The sequence below is a fragment of the Ferdinandcohnia sp. GQ5 genome, assembly GCF_059759275.1.
The window spans coordinates 229,913-254,009 of sequence record NZ_JCAXEW010000006.1; the positions used below are offsets into that span (position 1 = coordinate 229,913).

21 protein-coding genes are annotated in these 24,097 nt (G+C 37.2%); all 21 read left to right on the forward strand.

Annotated elements, in window-relative coordinates; genetic code table 11:
- Nucleotides 1-42 precede the first annotated feature (42 nt).
- The 21 genes from truB (at nucleotide 43) to AC6CHV_RS09940 (ending at nucleotide 24,086) form a co-directional block, all read left to right on the forward strand.
- Nucleotides 43-969 carry a tRNA pseudouridine(55) synthase TruB gene (gene truB, locus AC6CHV_RS09840; protein ID WP_498078795.1) on the forward strand — a complete coding sequence of 309 codons (927 nt, stop codon included), beginning with the start codon at nucleotides 43-45 and terminating at the stop codon, nucleotides 967-969.
- Nucleotides 970-998: 29 nt separating this feature from the next.
- On the forward strand, nucleotides 999-1,964 hold the full coding sequence (gene ribF / locus AC6CHV_RS09845; RefSeq protein ID WP_440273233.1) for a bifunctional riboflavin kinase/FAD synthetase: 966 nt from the start codon (nucleotides 999-1,001) through the stop codon (nucleotides 1,962-1,964).
- 103 nt (nucleotides 1,965-2,067) lie between these two features.
- Nucleotides 2,068-2,337, forward strand: a complete 270-nt coding sequence (gene rpsO / locus AC6CHV_RS09850; RefSeq protein WP_341331862.1) for a 30S ribosomal protein S15 — start codon at nucleotides 2,068-2,070, stop codon at nucleotides 2,335-2,337.
- Nucleotides 2,338-2,524: 187 nt separating this feature from the next.
- Complete coding sequence (gene pnp, locus AC6CHV_RS09855; protein WP_498078796.1) at nucleotides 2,525-4,642, forward strand: polyribonucleotide nucleotidyltransferase; 2,118 nt, start codon at nucleotides 2,525-2,527, stop codon at nucleotides 4,640-4,642.
- 156 nt (nucleotides 4,643-4,798) lie between these two features.
- Complete coding sequence (locus AC6CHV_RS09860) at nucleotides 4,799-5,785, forward strand: polysaccharide deacetylase family protein (RefSeq protein ID WP_341331860.1); 987 nt, start codon at nucleotides 4,799-4,801, stop codon at nucleotides 5,783-5,785.
- Between the two features lie 275 nt (nucleotides 5,786-6,060).
- Nucleotides 6,061-7,302, forward strand: a complete 1,242-nt coding sequence (locus AC6CHV_RS09865; RefSeq protein ID WP_341331859.1) for a M16 family metallopeptidase — start codon at nucleotides 6,061-6,063, stop codon at nucleotides 7,300-7,302.
- A 65-nt stretch (nucleotides 7,303-7,367) separates the two neighbouring features.
- Nucleotides 7,368-7,628: a YlmC/YmxH family sporulation protein gene (locus AC6CHV_RS09870; protein WP_099352466.1), complete on the forward strand. Its 261-nt coding sequence runs from the start codon at nucleotides 7,368-7,370 to the stop codon at nucleotides 7,626-7,628.
- 256 nt (nucleotides 7,629-7,884) lie between these two features.
- Complete coding sequence (gene dpaA / locus AC6CHV_RS09875; protein ID WP_440273235.1) at nucleotides 7,885-8,784, forward strand: dipicolinic acid synthetase subunit A; 900 nt, start codon at nucleotides 7,885-7,887, stop codon at nucleotides 8,782-8,784.
- A gap of 1 nt (nucleotide 8,785) precedes the next feature.
- Nucleotides 8,786-9,391, forward strand: coding sequence for a dipicolinate synthase subunit B (dpaB, locus tag AC6CHV_RS09880; protein WP_121446619.1), 606 nt, complete (start codon nucleotides 8,786-8,788; stop codon nucleotides 9,389-9,391).
- 126 nt (nucleotides 9,392-9,517) lie between these two features.
- The gene (gene asd, locus AC6CHV_RS09885) at nucleotides 9,518-10,570 is read left to right on the forward strand and encodes an aspartate-semialdehyde dehydrogenase (protein WP_440273236.1); all 1,053 of its coding nucleotides are present in this window, start codon (nucleotides 9,518-9,520) and stop codon (nucleotides 10,568-10,570) included.
- Nucleotides 10,571-10,599: 29 nt separating this feature from the next.
- Entirely contained in the window at nucleotides 10,600-11,841 is a 1,242-nt protein-coding gene (dapG, locus tag AC6CHV_RS09890) for an aspartate kinase (RefSeq protein ID WP_341331855.1), read from the forward strand.
- Between the two features lie 139 nt (nucleotides 11,842-11,980).
- Nucleotides 11,981-12,850, forward strand: coding sequence for a 4-hydroxy-tetrahydrodipicolinate synthase (gene dapA, locus AC6CHV_RS09895; protein ID WP_440273775.1), 870 nt, complete (start codon nucleotides 11,981-11,983; stop codon nucleotides 12,848-12,850).
- Nucleotides 12,851-12,965: 115 nt separating this feature from the next.
- A complete protein-coding gene (locus AC6CHV_RS09900) occupies nucleotides 12,966-13,721 on the forward strand; it encodes a ClpP family protease (protein WP_341331853.1) in 756 nt (251 codons plus the stop codon).
- Nucleotides 13,718-13,927, forward strand: coding sequence for a YlzJ-like family protein (locus AC6CHV_RS09905; RefSeq protein WP_341331852.1), 210 nt, complete (start codon nucleotides 13,718-13,720; stop codon nucleotides 13,925-13,927). Before AC6CHV_RS09900 ends, AC6CHV_RS09905 begins: the two co-directional genes overlap by 4 nt.
- Before the next feature lie 290 nt (nucleotides 13,928-14,217).
- Nucleotides 14,218-16,548 (forward strand): DNA translocase FtsK, encoded by a 2,331-nt coding sequence (locus tag AC6CHV_RS09910; protein ID WP_341331851.1) that lies wholly within the window; start codon nucleotides 14,218-14,220, stop codon nucleotides 16,546-16,548.
- A 203-nt stretch (nucleotides 16,549-16,751) separates the two neighbouring features.
- Nucleotides 16,752-17,477, forward strand: a complete 726-nt coding sequence (locus AC6CHV_RS09915; RefSeq protein ID WP_440273777.1) for a GntR family transcriptional regulator — start codon at nucleotides 16,752-16,754, stop codon at nucleotides 17,475-17,477.
- Between the two features lie 105 nt (nucleotides 17,478-17,582).
- Entirely contained in the window at nucleotides 17,583-18,686 is a 1,104-nt protein-coding gene (locus AC6CHV_RS09920) for a BMP family lipoprotein (RefSeq protein ID WP_341331849.1), read from the forward strand.
- Nucleotides 18,687-18,822: 136 nt separating this feature from the next.
- Nucleotides 18,823-20,349 (forward strand): ABC transporter ATP-binding protein, encoded by a 1,527-nt coding sequence (locus AC6CHV_RS09925; RefSeq protein ID WP_121446628.1) that lies wholly within the window; start codon nucleotides 18,823-18,825, stop codon nucleotides 20,347-20,349.
- Nucleotides 20,346-21,410, forward strand: coding sequence for an ABC transporter permease (locus AC6CHV_RS09930; protein ID WP_341331847.1), 1,065 nt, complete (start codon nucleotides 20,346-20,348; stop codon nucleotides 21,408-21,410). Before AC6CHV_RS09925 ends, AC6CHV_RS09930 begins: the two co-directional genes overlap by 4 nt.
- Nucleotide 21,411: 1 nt before the next feature.
- Entirely contained in the window at nucleotides 21,412-22,365 is a 954-nt protein-coding gene (locus AC6CHV_RS09935; protein ID WP_121446630.1) for an ABC transporter permease subunit, read from the forward strand.
- A gap of 251 nt (nucleotides 22,366-22,616) precedes the next feature.
- A complete protein-coding gene (locus tag AC6CHV_RS09940) occupies nucleotides 22,617-24,086 on the forward strand; it encodes a sodium:solute symporter family protein (protein WP_440273778.1) in 1,470 nt (489 codons plus the stop codon).
- Nucleotides 24,087-24,097: the final 11 nt, after the last annotated feature.

Consider the following 24,097-nt stretch of genomic DNA (forward strand, 5'->3'; position numbering starts at 1 on the left):
TTTAAAAAACACCTATCTAAAGGTTTAGGGGAGTGGCTCTAAGTGGATGGAATTTTACTGCTTAATAAACCAAAAGGGATGACTTCCCATGATTGTGTATTCAAGGTACGGAAGTTAGTGAAAATGAAAAAAGTAGGACATACAGGAACATTAGATCCAGACGTATCAGGTGTTCTGCCAATATGTTTAGGAAGAGCGACTAAAATCGTAGAGTATGTAACTGCGGCTAATAAGACCTATGAAGGTGAAGTGAAATTAGGGTTCTCAACTACTACAGAAGATGCCTCAGGTGAAGTGGTAGATGATAAGAGAGTAGACCGTGATATAACCAAAGATGAAGTATTGAATGTACTTCATTCGTTAACGGGTGAAATCATTCAAACCCCTCCAATGTATTCTGCTGTTAAAGTCAATGGAAAACGACTTTATGAGTATGCTAGACAAGGAATGGTAATCGAAAGACCATCCCGTAAAATTACCATACATAAGCTGGAGCTACTTAGTGATATAGTCCATACCAATCATACAGTATCATTTCGTTTCCGTGTCACCTGTAGCAAGGGTACGTATGTGAGAACGCTCGCTGTACAGATTGGTGAAAAGCTAGGGTATCCATCTCATATGTCCGATTTGATAAGAGTCTCTTCTGGTGAATTTAAGCTTCAACAATGTATGACACTTGAAGAACTAGAATACTTGGTGAAAGATGGACGCATTCAGGAACATCTCCTATCAATTGAAGATGCGCTTTCCCATTTGCCCAAATTAATAATTAATGATAAAGTAGCAGAGAAAGTAAAAAATGGGTCTGTCTTGCCGGTTCCACAGGAGTTAAATCAGATCCAGGTCGGAGAACCTATTGCTGTCCTATATAATGGAGATATCCTAGCAATATATCAAAGGCATCCAGAAAAACCCAACTTGATAAAACCTATTAAAGTATTAGTCAATAATCAAGAATTAAAATAGGTTATTCGTGTAGAAAAGGTGAAATAGAAGTGAAGACGATATATATCACGCATCCACATTCCTTTAATCAAACAGATTTGCCGCCAACTGTATTGGCATTGGGATATTTTGATGGGGTCCATTTAGGCCACCAAAAAGTTGTTGAGACTGCAAAAAAGGAAGCAGAGAAACAAGGAATTGCTTGCTCTGTCATGTCTTTTGACCCTCATCCATCAATCGTCCTAAAAAAAGATGTTACACACGTAGAATATATAACTCCTTTGCATCACAAAGAAGAGTTATTTGCTCAATTTGATGTCGACTATTTGTATATAGTTAATTTCACCTCTGAGTTTGCGAGTCTTTCGCCACAACAATTTGTTGAGCAATACATTATCGGTCTTAATGTAAAACATGTTGTTGCGGGATTTGATTTTACGTACGGACGGTTTGGAAAAGGAACAATGGAAACTCTTCCTCAACATGCTAATGGGCGTTTTACCCAAACAACTGTAGAGAAATTAACCTTTAATAATGAAAAGGTGAGCTCAACGCATATCCGTGAATTTATACAAAGTGGTGAGGTTGAAAAACTTCCACCGTTATTAGGTAGATTTTACACAGTAAATGGGATTGTAGTAGATGGTGAAAAACGTGGTAGAACCATCGGTTTTCCTACTGCAAATGTTAAAACGAACGGAGATTATATTATTCCTAAAATGGGCGTGTATGCTGTTCGTTTAAAAGTTGGTTCAAAATGGTATAATGGAGTATGTAACCTTGGAGTAAAACCAACTTTTCATGACAATGTAAAGTTGCCTTCAATTGAAGTTCATCTATTTGATTTTAATGAAGATATTTATAAGGAAAAGGTTATTGTTGAATGGCATAAACGAATTCGATCGGAAAGAAAGTTTTCTTCCATTGACGAATTGGTGAAACAAATTGGACTTGATAAGGAACAGGCGAAGGAATACTTTGAGAAAATAGACGAACATACTTGCTTTTTATCGTAAAAAGTTGTATTCTAGTTAAGTATGAAAAAGAACCATTGCGTGGCAGTACGAATCACCAACGTCTGCTAGGTAATCGGGGATACTATAATAGGAGGTGAATAGGATGGCTATCACACAAGAGCGTAAGAACGAAATTATCAGCGAGTACAAAACTCATGACAATGACACTGGTTCACCAGAGGTTCAAATCGCTGTCCTAACTGAGCAAATCAATAAGTTAAATGATCATTTACGTACACACAAGAAGGATCATCATTCACGTCGTGGTCTATTAAAGATGGTTGGTAAACGTCGTAATTTATTAACATATCTTCGTAATAAAGACGTAACTCGTTACCGTGAATTAATCAACAAGCTTGGACTACGTCGATAATCTACGAAAAAGCGGGAGCATTCCCGCTTTTTTATTAGGTTAAAAATTGAGGGATTTTTTTCCTCCATTTCTACTATTTGAACAAAAATTCACTTTACATATTTAACGAGTATTGATATGTTCGAATAAATTAGTTCATACTATCATTACATATATTTGAATGTGATTTAGAGAGGGGTACTATTATATGGAACAAGGAAAGCAAGTTTTTTCCATGGACTGGGCAGGCCGACAGCTGACTGTTGAAATTGGTCAACTAGCAAAGCAAGCTAATGGGGCTGTATTAGTTCGTTATGGAGAGACTGCTGTCTTAAGTACAGCAACAGCTTCGAAAGAGCCAAAACCATTGGATTTCTTTCCGCTTACTGTAAACTATGAAGAACGATTATATGCAGTTGGAAAAATCCCTGGAGGTTTTATCAAACGTGAGGGTAGACCAAGTGAAAAGGCGATTCTAGCAAGTCGATTAATAGACCGACCGATTCGACCTTTATTTGCTGATGGATTCAGAAATGAAGTTCAAGTTGTCAGTATCGTAATGAGTGTTGATCAAGATTGCTCTTCAGAAATGGCAGCAATGTTTGGTTCATCATTAGCGTTATCTGTTTCAGATATCCCATTTGAAGGTCCAATAGCAGGTGTTACTGTTGGTAGAGTTGACAATCAATTTATTATCAACCCTTCAGTGAAAGACCAGGAAATGAGCGATATCAATCTAGTTGTTGCCGGTACAAAAGATGCGATCAATATGGTTGAAGCGGGTGCTGAAGAAGTTCCTGAAGAAGTGATGCTTGAAGCAATTATGTTTGGACATGAAGAAATTAAACGATTAATTGCTTTTCAAGAAAAAATCGTTGCAGAAATCGGTAAAGAAAAAAGAGAGATTGTCCTTTACGAGCTTGATTCAGAATTAGAAGCACAAATTCGTGCAAAAGCCGAAGAGGATATTAACAAAGCTGTACAAGTTGCTGAAAAGCATGCAAGAGAAGATGCAATTAATGAAATTAAAGCTGCAATTATAGAAGAATACACTGAACAAGAAGCTGATGAGGCGACTCTTAAGCAAGTGAAAGAAATTTTAAATAAACTTGTAAAAGAAGAAGTTCGACGCTTAATTACTGTTGAAAAGGTTCGCCCTGACGGAAGACAAATCGACGAAATTCGTCCACTTTCATCAGAAGTAGGATTATTATCTCGTACACATGGTTCTGGACTATTCACACGTGGACAAACCCAAGCATTAAGTATTTGTACACTTGGTGCATTAGGTGATGTGCAAATCCTTGATGGGTTAGGTATAGAGGAAACAAAACGTTTTATGCACCACTATAATTTCCCTCAATTCAGTGTCGGTGAAACGGGACCTATGAGAGGCCCAGGTCGTCGTGAAATTGGACATGGTGCTTTGGGTGAGCGTGCATTGGAACCTGTTGTGCCTTCTGAAAAAGATTTTCCATATACCATCCGCCTAGTATCTGAAGTATTAGAATCAAATGGATCTACTTCCCAAGCTAGTATATGTGCAAGTACATTAGCTATGATGGATGCAGGTGTTCCAATTAAAGCACCTGTTGCTGGGATTGCTATGGGGCTCATTAAATCAGGAGAGCACTATACAGTATTAACTGATATTCAAGGCATGGAAGATCACTTAGGAGATATGGACTTTAAAGTTGCGGGAACATCAAAGGGTGTAACTGCTTTACAAATGGATATTAAAATAGCAGGTCTTTCACGAGAAATCCTTGAGGAAGCATTACAGCAAGCTAAAAAAGGCCGTATGCAAATTCTTGATTCAATGTTAGCAACACTAACAACCCCAAGATCTGAGCTTTCTAAGTATGCACCTAAGATCTTAACACTAAAAATTAATCCAGATAAAATCCGTGATGTTATTGGGCCAAGTGGTAAACAGATCAATAAGATCATTGACGAAACTGGCGTAAAAATTGATATTGAGCAAGACGGTACAGTCTTTATTTCTTCAGTTGATGAAGCAATGAACCAAAAAGCCAAGAAAATCATCGAAGATATTGTTCGTGAAGTAGAAGTTGGTCAAATGTACCTCGGAAAAGTAAAACGTATTGAAAAGTTCGGCGCATTTGTTGAAATTTTCAGTGGAAAAGATGGACTTGTTCATATTTCTGAACTTGCAGAAGAGCGAGTTGGAAAAGTTGAGGATGTAGTCTCAATCGGTGATGAACTTCTTGTGAAGGTTACTGAAATTGATAAGCAAGGCCGTGTAAACCTTTCAAGAAAAGCCGTTTTACGAGAACAAAAAGAAAAAGAAAAGCAACAACAATAATAAACTTTGGAAAGCCTGGTAAACCGGGCTTTTTAGGTTTTTATTTTTGTAATGAAATCGTTTTTTAAAGTTTGAACAGTTGCCATAGCACTTTTCTTAATTTGTGTTCTACCTTGTCCCTCCTTTACATATTTTCTAGTAAAGAGGGGGATTGTTATGAAAAAAAGGTATATACAATTTATTGCTTTTATATTTATATTATTGGTTTCAATTGGATCATTACATAATCCGTTCACTAATGATTACGTTCAGGGATTAAAAAACAGTACTTTAAAAGAAAGCGCTGACGCAATCCCTGTTAGTAGTAGTGACAAACTTTTAAATGAAATTGAAAAAAGGGCAATTGAATATAGTATTCCTGCAGAAGATGCTAAGATTGACCCTGTTTGGAAAGCAACACCTGGCCTCAATGGGCTTGAGGTAGATGTTAAAGCTTCATATGAAAAGATGAAAAAAGAGGGTGTATTTGATGAAAATAGGCTGGTGTATAAGCAGCTATCACCTAAAGTTCATCTTGAAGATTTACCTTCGTCTGCTATTTATCGCGGAAATCCAAACAAACCACTTGTATCATTTATCATAAATGTTGCATGGGGGAATGAGTATATTCCTGATATGCTTGCGACGTTAAAAAAACACAATGTAAAAGCAACTTTTTTCTTAGAAGGAAGATGGGTAAAGGAAAATCCAGATTTAGCTAAAATGATTGTGGATGCTGGACATGAAGTAGGCAACCATTCCTATACACATCCTGATATGAAGACCTTGTCCTCAGATCTTGTTAGAGAGCAATTAATGAAGACAAATCAGGTAATTGAGGCAGCTACTGGGAAAAAGCCAACTCTCTTTGCTCCGCCAAGTGGAAGCTACCGTGATGAAGTCGTTAAAATTGCAGATGAACTGGGTATGAAAACAATTATGTGGAGTGTGGATACAATCGATTGGCAGCGTCCACAACCCCATGTTTTAGTTCAAAGGGTAATGGGCAAAGTCCATCCTGGCGCCATGGTTTTAATGCATCCAACATCACCAACTGCTCAAAGTCTCGAAAGATTAATTATATCTATTAAACAAAAAGATCTAGCAATCGACAACGTTTCTACATTATTAAACGAAGAACGTATAATACTAAAGAAAAAGTAGTGGTGTTTAACTTTATCCAACTATAAGTCCACCTTTTATAAAAGGCTACTAAATGAAATAGAGTATACAATTCAGTAGGAGAACAAAACCTAGTTGAATAAAGTTAAAGCCTCCGGCGGATGCCACGATTTTTTAAAGGTAATTTTTCGAGCATAAGATCAAAGACTAAGGACGCCTCTTCCTGTGGCAACGTCTTTGTGACCCACCTCGTGTGGGCTTAAAAAAATCGGGCGCAAATACGCCAAGGCGCATTTGATTACAGGAGGAATCCAGCATTGATTAAAAAGTATACTTGTCAAAATGGTGTAAGAATTGTATTAGAAAACATCCCAACTGTTCGATCAGTTGCAATTGGTGTTTGGATTGGGACAGGATCACGAAACGAAAGCCCCGAGAATAACGGTATTTCTCATTTTCTAGAACATATGTTTTTCAAAGGTACGAAGACAAGAACAGCAAGAGAAATTGCGGAGTCTTTTGATAGTATTGGTGGACAGGTAAACGCATTCACCTCAAAAGAATACACTTGTTATTACGCAAAGGTATTAGATGAACATGCAAAATTTGCACTAGATGTTCTAGCGGATATGTTCTTCAATTCGAACTTTGATGAAGAAGAACTGAAAAAAGAAAAAAATGTAGTACTAGAAGAGATAAAAATGTACGAAGATACACCAGATGATATCGTCCATGATTTATTAAGTAAGGCTACTTATGAAAATCATCCATTAGGTTATCCAATTCTAGGAACAGAAGAAACATTGGAAACCTTTAATGGTGATAAACTACGTCAATATATGAATCAAATGTATACTCCAGAAAATGTGGTCGTGTCTATCGCTGGTAATATTGATGAGAACTTTATTTCTGAAGTTGAGTCATACTTTGGTAGTTATTCAGGAAATCAGACGAAATATGAGTTGCAAAAACCTTCATTCCATACAAATAAGATTACTCGAAAGAAAGAAACCGAACAAGCGCATCTTTGCTTAGGCTTTAATGGCTTACAAATTGGAGATAAAGATGTGTACGATCTTATTGTGCTAAATAATATTCTTGGCGGTAGTATGAGTAGCCGTCTATTCCAAGACGTACGTGAGCAAAAAGGGCTAGCGTATTCTGTATTCTCTTATCATTCCTCTTATAAGGATGCAGGGATGGTCACTATTTATGGGGGCACAGGAAGTAAACAACTTAATTTGTTATTTGAAACAATACAGGAAACATTAGCAAAGCTTAAAGCAGAAGGTATCACCGATAAGGAATTAAAAAATAGCAAAGAGCAAATGAAGGGTAGCCTTATGCTCGGACTAGAAAGTACAAACAGTAGAATGAGCCGAAATGGTAAAAATGAATTATTATTAAAGAAACATAAAAACCTAGATGAAATTTTAGATGAAATTAATGTCGTTAGTGAAAATAGCGTGAATGCAATGGCAGAACGAGTCTTCACAGACGATTTTTCACTTGCATTAATTAGCCCTACAGACGATTTACCGAATAAGCTTTCAAATTGATTTTGATTCTAAAAATGTGGACTACTCCATACACTGTACAAAGGACATGTGAGGGGTGGTCTTTTTTGAGGCTAAGTGAATTAAGTGGAAAAGAAATTGTTGATGTAAAACGAGCGGAAAGACTAGGCGTTTTAGGTCAAACTGATTTAGAAATTGATGAGAGAACCGGTCAAATAAAGGCTCTCATCATTCCATCTTTAAAATGGTTTGGCTTAAAGAAACAAGGCAATGAAGTTCGCGTATCATGGCAGCATATACGCAAAATTGGTACAGATATGATCATCATTGATATTCCAGATGATTTTGGAACAGAAGAAGCAGAATAGTAATACAATGTAAACCCACGGGACTCCCGCGGGTTTTTTATTTTTTTAGGAAAATGTTATTCTAAGCAAATTTCAGCTTGTTCTTTCACCTATTTGAGCAATGCCTCATAGTATGGTGAAGTAAATAAAATTATGGTAATTTTATGGATTGTTGAGGCTATCCCTCAAAAAACGATATGAAAAAACCGAAGTTCACCGACGTGATGACTAACATACACTCGGGGTTCACTTTAGGTAAAAGAAGGTGATAAAACATATGTTAACTGATATGCATGTGGCTATTATAGGTGGAGATGCACGACAGTTGGAGGTAATCCGTAAACTAATTGAATTAGATGCAAGGCTTTCTTTAATAGGATTTGATCAATTAGACCATGGGTTTACTGGAGCATCAAAAGAACGATTAGACGAAATCGACTTTACAGATATAGATGCAATTATTTTACCGGTATCAGGAACAAACAGTGCAGGAGAGGTTGAAACTATTTTTTCAAATGAAACAGTCGTCTTATCTGAAGATATTCTATCACAAACACCTGAACACTGTGTTGTCTATTCGGGAATTAGCAACTCCTATTTAGATGGGATTATAAAGGCAACCAATCGAAAATTAGTGCGTTTATTTGAAAGAGACGATGTTGCAATTTATAATTCCATTCCAACCGTTGAAGGAACCATTATGATGGTCATTCAACATACTGATATAACCATTCATAATTCAAGAGTGGCTGTACTAGGTCTTGGCAGAGTTGGAATGAGTGTTGCAAGAAGCTTTGCTGCTTTAGGGGCAAATGTTAAAGTTGGTGCAAGAAAAACAGAGCATATTGCAAGAATTACAGAAATGGGATTGACGCCTTTTCATCTATCGGATATTGCTGAAGAAGTTAAGGATATCGATGTTTGTATTAATACAATCCCACACTTAATCGTGACGGCAAGTGTGATTTCCAAAATGCCTGCACATACATTGATTGTTGATCTAGCCTCTAAGCCCGGGGGAACAGATTTTAGATATGCAGAAAAAAGAGGGATAAAAGCCTTATTAGCACCTGGGTTACCTGGTATTGTCGCTCCGAAGACAGCCGGTCAAATAGTTGCGAATGTATTATCTCAACTACTTCTTGAGTTATTACAACAAAGAGAGGAGAACGAATAATATGGCTTCATTAAAAGGAAAAAGAATCGGATTTGGTCTAACAGGGTCTCATTGTACGTACGATGCTGTATTTCCAGAAATAGTTAGACTGGTTGATGAGGGTGCTGAAGTAATACCTGTTGTGTCGTGGACTGTTCAATCAACTAATACCCGTTTTGGAGAAGGAGCAGAGTGGATTGAAAGAATTGAAAAAGCAACAGGGAATAAAGCAATTGACTCGATTGTAAAAGCAGAACCATTAGGTCCCAAAATCCCTCTTGATTGCATGGTGATTGCTCCACTTACAGGGAATTCAATGAGTAAATTCGCGAATGCGTTAACTGATTCTCCAGTCTTAATGGCTGCTAAAGCAACCTTACGTAATCAGTCCCCTGTTGTTTTGGGAATATCCACAAATGACGCATTAGGTTTAAATGGTGTGAACCTAATGAGGTTAATGGCAACAAAAAATATATACTTTATTCCGTATGGCCAAGATGCACCAACAAAAAAGCCTAATTCAATGGTTGCGCGTATGACGATGTTAAGGGACACTGTTGCTGCAGCAATTGAAGGAAAGCAATTACAGCCGGTAATTGTAGAAAGATTTCGTGACGACGAAGAATAACGAAAATTTTTTGAATAAAGGGGAAAGAATGAAAATTCTTCTCTCCTTTAGTACTTGTATGTGGTAAAATATATATCATTAAACGTAAATTAGACGTTCTAGTAATACTTGGAAGGGGAATTTCAAATGACAGTAGAAAAAGAATTACATGTTGCGGTTGTAGGTGCTACAGGTGCTGTAGGAATGCAAATGATCAAAACACTTGAAGAAACGGATTTTCCATTAACTAAATTAACTTTATTATCATCAGAACGTTCTGCTGGTAAAAAGATTGACTATAAAGGTAAAGAAATAACAGTTGAGGTTGCAACACCAGAAAAATTTGAAGGTGTTGATATTGCCTTATTTAGTGCTGGAGGAGGAGTATCAAAAGAACTAGCTCCTGAAGCAGTTAAGCGCGGTGCAATTGTAGTTGATAACACAAGTGCATTTAGAATGGATGAAAATGTGCCATTAGTAGTACCAGAGGTAAACGAAAATGACCTATTAAAACACAATGGAATTATTGCAAATCCAAACTGTTCTACTATTCAAATGGTTGTTGCTTTAGAACCAATTCGTAAGGCTTATGGTTTATCCAAGGTTATTGTATCAACATATCAAGCAGTTTCAGGATCCGGAGTTGCTGCGATTCAAGAAATGAATGAGCAAACGAAGGAAATTATCGAAGGTAATGAAGTTACGCCTAAGATCTTACCTGTAAAAGGTGACAAAAAGCATTACCAGATTGCTTTTAATGCTATTCCACAAATCGATAAATTTGAAGATAATGGGTTCACTTTTGAAGAAATGAAAATGATTAACGAAACTAAGAAAATTATGCATTTACCTGAGCTTCATGTTGCTGCAACATGTGTTCGTTTACCAGTTGAAACAGGACATTCAGAATCTGTTTATTTTGAAACAACTAAAAATGATGTGTCTGCACAAGACGTAAAAGAATTATTATCTTCTGCACCAGGAATTGTATTAGAAGACAATCCAGCAGAGCAAGTATATCCAATGCCAATTCATGCAGTTGGTAAAAAAGATGTGTTCGTAGGAAGAATCAGAAAAGACCTAGACCAAGATAATGGGTTCCATATGTGGGTAGTATCTGACAATCTACTAAAAGGTGCTGCATGGAACTCCGTACAAATTGCTGGTAGTCTTATTAAGCTAGGCTTAGTAGCGAAATAATCGTTTGAACCAAAACATGAGGTGGTATCATGAATATCGTTGTTCAAAAATTTGGCGGAACCTCAGTACGGGATGAAGAATCAAGGGAAAGAGCAAGAAAACATATTGAAAGTGCCGTCTCGGAAGGATATAAAGTAGTTGTTGTTGTATCGGCTATGGGGAGAATGGGTGACCCATATGCAACTGATACACTTTTAAGCTTAGTAGGGGAGCAAAATCCAGCAATTAGCGATAGGGAAATGGATATGCTAGTATCCTGCGGAGAAATTATTTCTAGTGTCGTTTTTACCAATATGTTAAATCAATCTGGAATCTCTGCAGCTGCTTTAAATGGTGGGCAGGCCGGTTTCAGGACAAATGGTGATCATACAAATGCAAGAATTATTGAAATGAAGTGTGACCGTTTGTTACAAACACTTGAATCCCATGATGTAGTTGTAGTCACAGGCTTTCAAGGAATCTCTAAAACAGGTGACATTACGACCTTAGGTAGAGGTGGAAGTGATACTTCTGCTGCGGCACTTGGTGTTGCATTGCAAGCTGAGTGGATTGATATTTTTACAGATGTAGAAGGTGTTATGACAGCAGACCCACGAATCGTTGGTGATGCAAAGCCACTATCAGTCGTAACATATAACGAGATCGTGAACATGGCATACCAAGGTGCAAAAGTAATTCATCCGCGTGCAGTTGAAATTGCAATGGATGCAAAGGTACCCATAAGGGTACGTTCAACTTATTCGGATGCACCTGGAACTCTTGTAACAACAATCGATAAACGTCGAGGTGTCGAGGTCAAGGATCGATTAATTACAGGTATTGCACACGTGACAAATGTAACGCAATTAAAGGTTCAAGCCAAAAAAGGCCAATACAATCTTCAAACAGAAGTATTTAAGGCGATGGCCAATGAAAAAATAAGTGTGGATTTCTTCAACATCACACCAAATGGTGTTGTTTATACGGTTTCGGGGGAAATGACAGCCCGTGCAGTTAATAAATTGAAAGAATTGGGTTATGAACCTCAGGTAACTGAAAAATGTGCGAAGGTTGCGACTGTTGGTGCGGGAATGAACGGCGTACCTGGAGTGACTGCTCGAATTGTTACAGCACTTTCAGAAAAAGGAATTCAAATCTTGCAATCAGCAGATAGTCTATCGACCATTTGGGTACTTGTTAAAGAATCTGAAATGAAGGAAGCCATAAACGCTCTTCATAAAGCATTCCATTTATCTGATGGACCTGTTGGAGCAGAAGTGGTAGACTTTTAAGGGGACAATTAGGGGAACCTCCGTAATGGAGGAGTCCCTTTCTTTAACATATCGTTTCATTTCATGTATAATTTTTTTAAGCAAGCCTAGGTTTTTTGGAAATAAGCCTAGCGCAATTGATGGGGGTAGGTGTAAAAGCATGATTGATTTTGGAAGAATTTCTACAGCTATGGTGACACCATTTGATAATAAAGGAAATATCGATTTCGGTAAAACAACTCAGTTGATTAATTATTTAATAAATACTGGAACTGAATCTTTGGTGGTAGCAGGGACAACTGGTGAATCTCCTACATTATCTTCCGAGGAAAAAGTAGCTCTTTTCCGTCACGTTGTAAAAGTTGTGGATGGTCGGGTTCCAGTAATAGCTGGAACAGGTAGCAATAATACGTATGCATCCATGGAGTTAACAAAAAAAGCACAAGAAGCCGGTGTTGATGCCATAATGCTTGTTGTCCCATATTACAATAAGCCAAGTCAAGAAGGACTCTATCAGCATTTTAAAACAATTGCTGAAAGTACAAAACTACCTATTATGCTTTACAATATTCCAGGTAGATCGGTTATTAATATGTCAGTAGAAACCATTATTAAATTGTCAAAGATACAAAATATCGTTGCTGTTAAAGAGGCAAGTGGAAGCCTAGAAGCAATGACTGAAATAATTGCTAATACTGATGAGAGTTTTGATTTATACAGTGGGGATGATGGAATTACATTGCCGGCTCTTTCAATTGGGGCAAAAGGTATTGTTTCTGTTGCTGCCCATGTGATTGGTAATGAAATGCAACAGATGGTTACAGCCTATTTAACAGGAAACAATACGGAAGCGGCTATACATCATCAAAAACTTTTACCAATTATGAAGGGACTATTTACTGCACCAAATCCGGTTCCGGTAAAAACAGCTCTTCAAATTAAGGGATTAGACGTCGGCTCAGTTCGTTTACCATTAGTTCCATTAAACGAACAAGAACGAATTGAATTAACAAAATTAATAGGAAAATAAAAAACGTGCTAAAAAGTCAATCAAACTGATTGGCTTTTTTCTTTCGCCCACTTTCGAGAATGAAATAGAACCATGTGTTTATACTAAATGGTAAATGGGTTGAAAGGAGAATACAATGAATAATAATCAATACATAAATGCAGATCAACCACAAGGGGATCAGGATAAAAATGAAACCAAGGGTTCATCATTAGTTGATAAGATTCAACAATTAGGACAAACTAATGTCCCTCAAATGTCAAATGACAGTAAAATACATTGCCTTACAATTGTTGGTCAAATTGAAGGTCATATTCAATTACCTCCCCAAAATAAAACAACTAAATATGAACATGTTATACCTCAAATAGTTGCGATTGAACAAAACCCAAAAATTGAAGGTTTATTAGTTATTTTAAATACAGTTGGGGGGGATGTTGAGGCAGGGCTTGCCATATCAGAAATGCTTGCATCACTCTCAAAACCAACTGTTTCAATTGTTTTAGGGGGCGGTCACTCGATAGGTGTTCCCATTGCCGTGGCGTGTGATTATTCTTTTATTGCCGAAACGGCGACGATGACAATCCATCCTGTAAGACTAACCGGTCTAGTTATCGGTGTACCTCAAACATTTGAGTACTTGGATAAAATGCAAGAGCGCGTGGTTAATTTTGTAATTGGGCACTCGCAAATAACCGAAGATAAATTCAAGGAATTGATGTTTTCAAAAGGTAATTTAACAAGGGATATTGGTACTAATGTAATAGGTTCTGATGCAGTAAAATATGGGCTAATTAATGAAATTGGTGGAATTGGACAGGCCATTAAGAAATTAAATGAGTTAATTGATGAGAGAAATGTAACTGAAGAAAGTGGGCAGATGATTCAATGATTCTATACACTATGATGCCACAAGAGCTAATTTATCCACAAACTGAAATGGAAGAAAGTAATTTTAAGTATGTTGATATTAACGGTGTTTCACTTGCCGTTAGCCAAGTTGGGAATGGTGAATACACAATTGAAAGAGTCATGAGCACCGACCCACAGCACTTTTTAGACGGAAGATACTCTCCCGGTCAAAAAATTAGATTTTAGTTTACAAACATTTTTTGCTCATTCTTGTGAAACCATTGGGTTCCACAAACCTTTCAGCTTTGGCTGAGAGGTTGTCAAAAAAGTCAATGAGTTAAAGGGCAAGCAGCTTGTCCCTGACTACATTGTCTTTTTGACAAATGGGCTAAAATGACAAAGTGTAGTATTGATCCTATCATTTCATCAATTGTCCTAAATTGGTATAATGTGCTATAATTTAACTAATTTCATCGCGTAGGCAGCCAGGTTGTGGCTGCTTCTTTCTTATTATTGATAGGTAGAGTAGGTGTAGTATGGCAAAACGAAAACGTAGACAGTCGAAGCGGAAAGATGAGTGGAAAAAAACTCTTAAATTTGAATTGCTAGGATTATTATTACTAGCTTTAGCTTGTATTGGTTTAGCAAGACTTGGCACAGTAGGAACAGGTCTTGTCTATTTATTTCGATTTTTCCTTGGGAATTGGGACATTCTTGGATTAATTGGATTATTGCTTATTTCACTGTATATCATTTGGAATCGATCTCTACCGAAAATGATTACTAGGCAATTGATTGGTGTCTACTTAATAATAAGCGCCATGCTGTTATTAAGTCATATTCCATTATTCAATTTGCAAACAAACGAAGGCAAATTTACTGACCCGAGTGTTATTAAAAATACTTGGAGCATGTTTTGGGCTGTTGTAAATGGTGATACAAGTACTACAGATTTAGGCGGAGGAATGATTGGTTCTATTCTTTTTGCAGCCTCTTATTTTTTATTTGATGAAGCGGGGACAAAAATCATTTCTGTCTTTTTAATTGTAATTGGCGGTGTACTTGTTACAGGAAAATCACTTCATGATACAATTGCGAAAATCTTAGGTCCGATTGTTACATTCATACGCAATCAGTGGATTGCATTTATGGATGACATGGTGAATTGGTTTCAGCAACGGAAGAGTCAGCCTAAAAAAGAAAAGCAGAAAAAGAATAAGGAGCCTAAAATAAAGGATACTCAAGCATCAGCAGATGATAATATCGATGATGTACCTGTTGAGATTCCTATTGAACCTATTATTTCAAACTTTGCCGATAAGGCCTATACAAAAGAACAAGTGGCTCAAACTGAAAAACATCAGCAAAAACAACGTGTTACAGAAGAAGATAGTGATGAAAAGATGCCAATCACCTTTACAGAAGGTGAATTAGAGAATGTTGATTATGAACTGCCACCCATTGAGCTGTTGCATCCACCGAAGCAGACAAGTCAAAGTGCAGAACATGAAAATATTTATGAAAATGCTAGAAAGCTAGAGAAAACATTCCATAGTTTTGGTGTAAAAGCAAAGGTTACAAAAGTCCACCTTGGTCCTGCTGTTACAAAATATGAGGTGTATCCGGATGTTGGAGTTAAAGTTAGTAAAATCGTAAATTTAAGTGATGACTTAGCCCTCGCATTAGCTGCAAAAGATATTCGGATTGAAGCGCCAATTCCTGGAAAATCTGCAGTTGGAATCGAGGTTCCTAATTCTGAAATTGCTGTAGTGTCTTTACGTGAAGTACTTGAAGATACTGAACCGCAGCGATCAGACGCTAAATTGTTAATCGGACTTGGCCGCGATATCTCAGGTGAAGCAAAATTTGCTGAACTAAACAAAATGCCTCACTTGTTAGTAGCTGGTGCAACGGGTAGTGGTAAGAGTGTTTGTATTAATGGCATAATTACCAGCGTTCTTATGAGGGCGAAACCACATGAAGTAAAAATGATGATGATTGACCCGAAAATGGTTGAGTTAAATGTCTATAATGGAATACCACATTTATTGGCTCCTGTTGTGACAGATCCTAAGAAGGCGTCACAAGCTCTAAAGAAAGTCGTAAATGAGATGGAACGAAGATATGAATTATTCTCCCATACCCATACAAGAAATATTGAAGGTTATAATGAATATATTCGTCGCCATAATAGTGAGGAAGATGCGAAACAACCAACTCTCCCATATATTATTGTTATCGTAGACGAATTAGCAGATCTTATGATGGTCGCTTCATCAGAAGTTGAAGATTCTATTACACGTCTAGCACAAATGGCACGTGCTGCTGGAATACACTTGATCATAGCAACACAAAGACCATCAGTAGATGTTATCACAGGGGTAATTAAAGCCAATATCCCTTCCCGAATTGCTTTTAGTGTATCGTCTCAAACTGACTCGAGAACCATTTTAGATATGGGTGGAGCAGAAAAACTGTTAGGGCGAGGTGATATGCTATTTTTGCCTGTTGGAGCATCAAAACCTGTACGTGTTCAGGGAGCCTTTTTATCAGATGATGAAGTCGAAGAGGTAGTTAACTTTGTAATTGCCCAGCAAAAAGCTCAATATCAAGAAGAAATGATTCCTACCGATACTGTTGAAACAACGGAAGAAGTGGATGATGAATTATATGATGATGCTGTACAGCTCGTAATTGAAATGCAAACGGCATCTGTCTCAATGTTACAGCGTAGATTTCGAGTTGGTTATACGAGAGCTGCAAGATTGATTGATGCTATGGAAGCAAGGGGTGTAGTCGGTCCTTATGAAGGTAGCAAGCCAAGAGCTGTCCTTGTTACATCAAAAAATGAAGAAGTAGGAAGTTAGTTTTATGCAGTAAAGCTTTTTTTCAAAAGCAAGCGGCATTTGACTTATTTCTAAGAAAAGAAGAGCTGTTGCTCTTCTTTTTTTCGACAAATTACGCAATTCTTATTTATTTCTTTCAGAAAAGATGATATATTTAATTTCGGATTAACATCGGTCTAACATCAGAGGTCTGATGACTATACATAAAAATGGAGGAGTAGCAGATGTCTATCAAGTTAGATAATCGACCATTGTATTTGCAAGTAATAGATCAAATCAGACTTGATATCGAAAATGGTGTTTACAAAGAAAAGGAAAAACTACCATCAGAATTTCTCTTAGCAAAGCAATTAGGAGTTAGTAGAGCAACTCTAAGAGAAGCTTTGCGAATTCTTGAAGAGGAAAATGTGATTATTAGAAGACATGGTGTAGGTACCTTTGTAAATGCGAAACCTCTGTTTAATTCAGGAATTGAGCAAATAAGTAGTATAACAGATATGATTATTCAAGCTGGAATGTCCCCTGGTACGATCTTTTTATCAAGAACGGTAAAAGAACCTACGGATAATGACATAAAGGGTTTTGGTTGTCAGGAAACTGAAGAAATTACAAAGATAGAAAGAGTACGTACAGCAAATGCTGAGCCTGTTGTGTATTGTATAGACAAAATTCTTTCGAAAAATTTACCAGCCAATTATTCACATGAGGAATCTCTCTTTGATCTATTGGAAAAAAAAGCAGGAAGAAAAATTACTTACGCGGTTACCTATATTGAGCCAATTGGGTATCACGATACAATTTCGCCAATATTAAATTGCGACCCTGAAACAGCTTTATTGTTGTTAAAACAGATGCATTACGATGAAAATGATGAACCGATCCTTTTTTCACAAAACTATTTTCGGGCTGATAAATTTTCATTCCATGTCGTGAGAAAACGTGTGTTATAAATTTGTGAATAAATGCAAAATTTAAGGAGGTGAATAAGTAATCCATTACTAAGAGAAATATAAGTTAAGGATTTGTAAAATAATAAATTTTCAGGGGGTAATTCCATGTTTAAAAAGAAGACAGGTTTTGGTCTTGCATTTCTTCTTGCAGCTGGCACATTGTTAGGTGCATGTGGAGGCGCAGATGAAGAAGGTACTGGTGCCGGTAACGGCGAAGGCGCTGACCTAAAAGTAGGTATGTCTACTGATGCAGGTTCAATCGACGATAAATCATTTAACCAAGGTACATGGGAAGGTATTTTGGCTGCTAAAGAAGAATATGGCATTCAAGAAAAGTATCTTAAACCAGCAGGCGAAACAGAAGCAGATTATCTCAAAGAAATTGGAAACTTATACGATGCAGGTTACAAATTTATTGTAACACCTGGTTTCAAATTCGAAACAGCAATCTATCAAGCACAGTCTAAATACGAAGATGCTAAATTTATTATTTTAGATGGTAACCCACATAAGGGTGACTTTGTTCCAGAAGTAGCTGACAATACAGTTGCAGTATTCTTCGCTGAGCATGAGTCTGGTTTCTTAGCTGGTGTTGCTGCTGCTTTAGAATTAAAAGAAGGAGAAGCAGGATTCATTGGTGGTATGGAAATGCCTGCTGTTCAAAAATTCAATTGGGGCTTCCAGCAGGGGTTAGCCTATGCTAATGAGAATCTAGGAACAAACCTTACAATTAAAGCGGAAAATGTTATCTACCAAGGTAGCTTTACTGATACAGCAGCAGGTGGCCAAATCGCTGCTCAAATGTATGATCGTGGAGTAAATGTTATTTTCGCAGCTGCTGGTGGTGTAGGTTTTGGTGCTATTACTGAAGCAAAAAACCGTGCTAAAGCAGGAGAAGAAGTTTGGATGTTAGGTGTAGACGTAGACCAATATGCTGATGGAGTTTATGAAGGTGAAAAATCAGTTATCTTGACTTCAGCGATGAAGAAAATTGGTAATGCCACAAAAGATTTAATCAAACAAGAGCTAGATGGAAAATTCCCAGGGGGAGAAACCATAACTTATGATGTGAAAAATGATGGTGTCGGAATTCCAGATGAAAATCCGAACCTAAGCGAAGAAACTGTTACGAAAGTTAAAGAAGTTTATGAAAAGATTAAATCTGGTGAAATTGAAGTCTCAGGTGAACAAGGTAACTTAATCAAGTAATAATTTTGCTGATAAAGAGACGGTTTCATCCGTCTCTTTTGGTATGACCTTTAATCAAGAGGAGACACATTATTTAATGATGATTGGGGACTCCTAATAAAAGGATATTTGAGTCTAAAAAAAGGTGAGTGCTACTATGGAATATGTTGTGGAAATGCTAAATATCAGGAAGGAATTTCCGGGTATTATAGCAAATGATAATATCACTCTTACTTTAAAAAAAGGGGAGATACACGCTTTACTTGGAGAAAATGGGGCGGGCAAGTCCACACTCATGGGTGTGCTATTTGGTATGTACCAGCCTGAGCAAGGAATGATTAAAGTAAATGGGAAACAGGTACACATTACCAATCCTAACGTTGCAAATCGTTTAGGTATTGGTATGGTACACCAACACTTTAAGTTAGTTGAAAATTTTACAGTTACAGAAAATATTATTCTAGGAAGTGAACCTCTAAAGAGTGGGGTTGTCCTAGATATACAAAGTGCCGCTAAACGAATTGAAGAGTTATCAAAATATTATGGACTAAATGTGGATCCACATGCAAAAATAGAAGACATTTCTGTTGGTATGCAGCAGCGTGTTGAAATCATGAAGATGCTTTTCCGTGAAGCAGATGTGCTCATTTTTGATGAGCCTACCGCTGTGTTAACGCCAAGTGAAATAGATGAATTAATGAAGATCATGAAGAACTTAATCAAAGAAGGAAAATCAATCATTATCATCACACACAAATTGAAGGAAATTAAAGCTGTAGCAGATCGATGTACAGTTATACGCCGAGGAAAATATATAGGGACAGTGGATGTAGCCCAAGCAAGCGAAGCAAGTTTAGCCGAAATGATGGTTGGTAGACATGTGTCCTTTAAAGTAGATAAAAATGAAAGTACACCAGGCGATGTGGTATTAGAAATAGATTCCCTTTCTGTTAAAAATAACCGAAAGGTCATGGGGTTAAAAAACTTTTCTTTAACAGTTAATAAAGGCGAAATCGTTGGAATAGCAGGTGTTGAAGGAAATGGTCAATCCGAACTAGTAGAAGCAATTACAGGTCTTCGAAAAGCAGAGACAGGCAAAATTCTCATGAATGGTGAGGATATTACTACTCTACCAGTTCGACAACGTATTGAAAAAGGGATTGCTCATATACCAGAAGACAGACAAAAACGTGGTCTTGTTTTGGATTATTCTCTCCAATCTAATATGGTGTTAGAGGTCTATAAAAAACCACCATTTTCAAAGCATGGTTTGTTGAAATTCTCTGCTATGAAAGAATATGCAAAAAATATTATAGAAAAATTTGATGTGCGTTCAGGAGAGGGAGAAGTATCAATTGCAAGAACCTTATCCGGTGGGAACCAACAAAAAGCGATAATTGGGAGAGAACTTGAGTTAGACCCTGATTTACTAATTGCCGTTCAGCCTACAAGGGGGCTTGATGTTGGATCAATTGAGTATATCCATAAACGATTAATTGAGCACCGTGATAAAGGAAAGGCTGTACTTTTAATCTCTTTAGAACTTGATGAAGTTTTACAGCTTTCTGATCGCATTGCCGCCGTAAATAACGGCGAACTCATTGGGATTGTTAATGCCTCTGAAACAAATGAAAATGAGGTTGGTCTCATGATGGCGGGTGTAAGTAAGGAGAGAAGTGTATGAGAAATACAATAATTTCATTAATTGCAGTACTTTTTGGTCTGATTGCTGGCGGATTGTTAATGTTGTTTATTGGAAGCAATCCTTTTGAAGGGTATCTTTATCTATTTCAAGGAGGATTAAAAAATATTTCTAGACTGGGTGATACATTAGCGACAGCAACACCGTTAATCTTTACTGGTCTATCAGTTGCTTTTGCATTCCGTACTGGCTTATTTAATATCGGGGCTTCTGGTCAGGTGCTAATCGGAGGTTTACTTGCGACCGCTGTTGGCTTAACTTTTGACTGGTCAAGACCAGTGCTCTTACTCGTGATGATTTTAGCGGGTTTTCTGGGTGGAGCATTATGGGCATTTATTCCCGGATTACTTAAGGCAAGATTTAACGTCCATGAAGTGGTTTCAACCATTATGATGAACTGGGTTGCCTACTGGACTGTTTATTATGTCATTCCAGGTTATTTTAAGGGTGAGTACCTTGAGACAGAGTCAAAAAAATTACCAGATGAAGCAACATTAAGAGTACCATTTTTAAGCGATATGTTCCAAGGCTCTTATATTAACCTTGGATTGTTCTTAGGAATTATTGCTGTTATCGTTATTGGTTTTATCATTAATAAAACAACACTCGGATTTGAATTAAAAGCCGTTGGTTTTAATCGACATGCTGCCGAATATGCTGGTATGCGTGTAAATTCAAATATTGTATTATCCATGGTAATTTCCGGTGGATTAGCTGGTCTAGGTGGAGTAGCGATGTATACCGGTAATGCAACAAGCATGCAAATTGGTGTTTTACCATCACAAGGTTTTGATGGTATTGCAGTAGCTCTATTAGGGGCAAACAGTCCGATTGGGGTATTCTTTGCAGCAGTATTTTTTGGAATCCTCTATTCAGGAACTGGATTTATGAATGCAATGACGGAAATCCCTCCGGAAATTGCGAATACAATAATTGCCATTATCATTTATTTTGCTGCAACAAGCATCTTAATCGAACGCCTATTAAATAAGTTCAAAAAAAGAAAAACTAGCGAAACTAATGTGAAAAAGGAGGGTGCGTAATATGTGGTCTATTATTGAGCAAATCTTTCCATACGCAATTGCTTATACAATCCCTCTGCTAATTACGGCGCTAGGCGGATTATTTAGTGAACGAAGCGGTGTTGTAAACATAGGTTTAGACGGACTTATGATTTTTGGTGCATTCGCAGGGGCACTTACTATCAATTTTCTTCAAGATGATATAACGAATCAACTTTTAGTCTTATGGATTGGGTTAATTGCCGGAGCGTTGATGGGAATTCTTTTTTCACTTTTACACGCATTCGCTAGTATTAACCTAAATGCGAATCAAATTATTAGCGGTACTGCAATCAATATGATCGCCGGGGCTTTGACTGTATTTCTCGCGCGAAATATGACAGGTAGTGGGAATATCCGTATTACTAGTGGATTTGTACCAGATGATATTCCATTTTTATCTTCCATTCCAATAATAGGTGATTTGTTTTTTACTCGAACCTACCCAACAACATGGTTAATCTTACTTATTTTATTAATTAGCTCGTTTATGTTGTATAAAACAAAAACGGGATTGCGTTTGCGTTCTTGTGGTGAGTTTCCACAGGCAGCAGAAGCAGCTGGTGTAAATGTAAGACGCATTCGCTATCTTGGAGTAATTCTTTCAGGTGCGTTTTCCGGTTTAAGTGGAGCTATTATTATAGTTACGTACGCTGGAGAGTTTACTGGGAATGTTTCTGGACTAGGTTTCTTGGCACTTGCTGCCTTAATATTTGGACAATGGAAGCCACTTGGAATTTTAGGAGCTACCTTGTTCTTTGGGATTGCAACAACTATTGCAAACGTATCCCAGGTAATACCAGAGCTTGCAGTTATACCACCAATTTTATTAAAGATATTCCCTTATGTGGTAACTTTAATTGCATTGGTTATCTTCTCAAAATCTTCTCAAGCACCTAAAGCAGCGGGAGAACCATTTGATTCTGGGAAACGATAAGATTATACTTTTAAAGGAATGGCAGAAGTGTCATTCCTTTTTTAAATTGAAATGGGAGGACAATAATGAGCAAAAAAGAAACGTTTTGGGGGATATTATGCCTCATCTTAGTGCTGTTGGCTTATATCGTTCCTTATGTCTTTTTAAGAGATGTTACCGCATGGTACGGTAGTTTTCTATTGTGGATTGTTTTGGCATTACTCATTATTATTATTAATTACATACTAACAAGGGACTGGAGGTGAGTATGAGTGAGTGCTACTTATGTTTGGTGGGGAATTGCCATTTATATTGTGATGTCAATCTTTATCGCCTATTTATCAAGAAGTGAAAAGCAAGTAAATATGGAGGGCTACTTTTTAGGTAACCGAAAAATGAACGGTTTTGTGTCCGCCTTAAGTTATAGTGCAACAACTTACAGTGCTTTTATGATGGTTGGACTGGCTGGTTTAACTTATCGTGGTGGTGTAGGTGCATTAGGCTTTGAAATTATTTATTTTATGGGGGTTACCCTTGTTGCCTTTTTTGGACCGCGTTTTTGGATTGTAGGAAAGAAATTTGGCTATGTGACACCTTCTGAGATGTTAGGGGATCGTTACGATGATAAAAGGGTTGCAGCTATTATTTCGATTTCAAGCTGTATTTTTCTAATCCCGTATAGCGCTGTTCAGTTAGCTGGTGTCGGCTATTTATTACAAGGGATTACAAATGGGGAAATAAGCTTTACTACTGGGGCAATTTTAGCAACTATTTTAGCACTTATTTTTACATATATTTCTGGAATTCGCTCTGTGATGTGGACGGATTCCCTTCAGGCACTTGTGATGATTGTTTCCTCGTCCCTAGTTGTTATTTTATTAGTAAATGCATTAGGTGGTTTTGGCAGCCTTTTTAACGAATTACGGACAAGTCATCCACAAACCTTGACAGTTCCGGGTAATGGATATTTTAGTTTTCCAACCTTTTTGTCATTAACCATTCCATGGATTTTCTTTAGTCTCTCTAATCCTCAGGTAAGTCAGCGTTTATATATGCCTTCGTCTTTAGGAAGTTTACGAAAAATGTTATTAGGTTTTCTTGTATTCGGCTTTATATATACAATTGTATCAGTAATGTGGGGATATTCAGCGATATTATTATTCCCGGGTCTTGAGAATCCGGATGTAGCAACACCAAATCTTTTATCTTCTGTACATGTTCCTGTAGTTTTAGGTGTAATCGTCATGGTTTCAATTATGGCAGCTGCTATTTCTACAATTGATTCTATTTTATTGACCCTTTCATCGTTATTTGCAAGAGATGTGTATGGAATGTCGAGTAAGGCTAAGAATGAACGACAACAATTAAAGGTAGGTAAATTTGTAATCCCGATTATCGCAATTCTTGCCTATGGTTTTGCAGAGATGCAGTTAGATTTAATTGCAGTTCTTTCAGTTGCATCGTCGGCAGGCTTAATCGTTGTCGTTCCAGCAATTATTGGAGCCTTCTTTTGGAAAAGAGGCACCGCAACAGGTGTTATGTCTAGTGTTACAATAAGTGGATTAGTAGTAATACTACTTGAAGCTATGAAGTATAAACCATTCGGCTATGGTTCTGGTGTATGGGGACTGCTTCTTTCTATTGTGTTATTTGTAGGAGTGAGTCTTGCAACTAGACCCCCTGAAAGGAAAGCGAATGAATTTTTATCGTATTTAAAAAGTGAACTATCAAAAAATCAATAATTAGTTTAGGA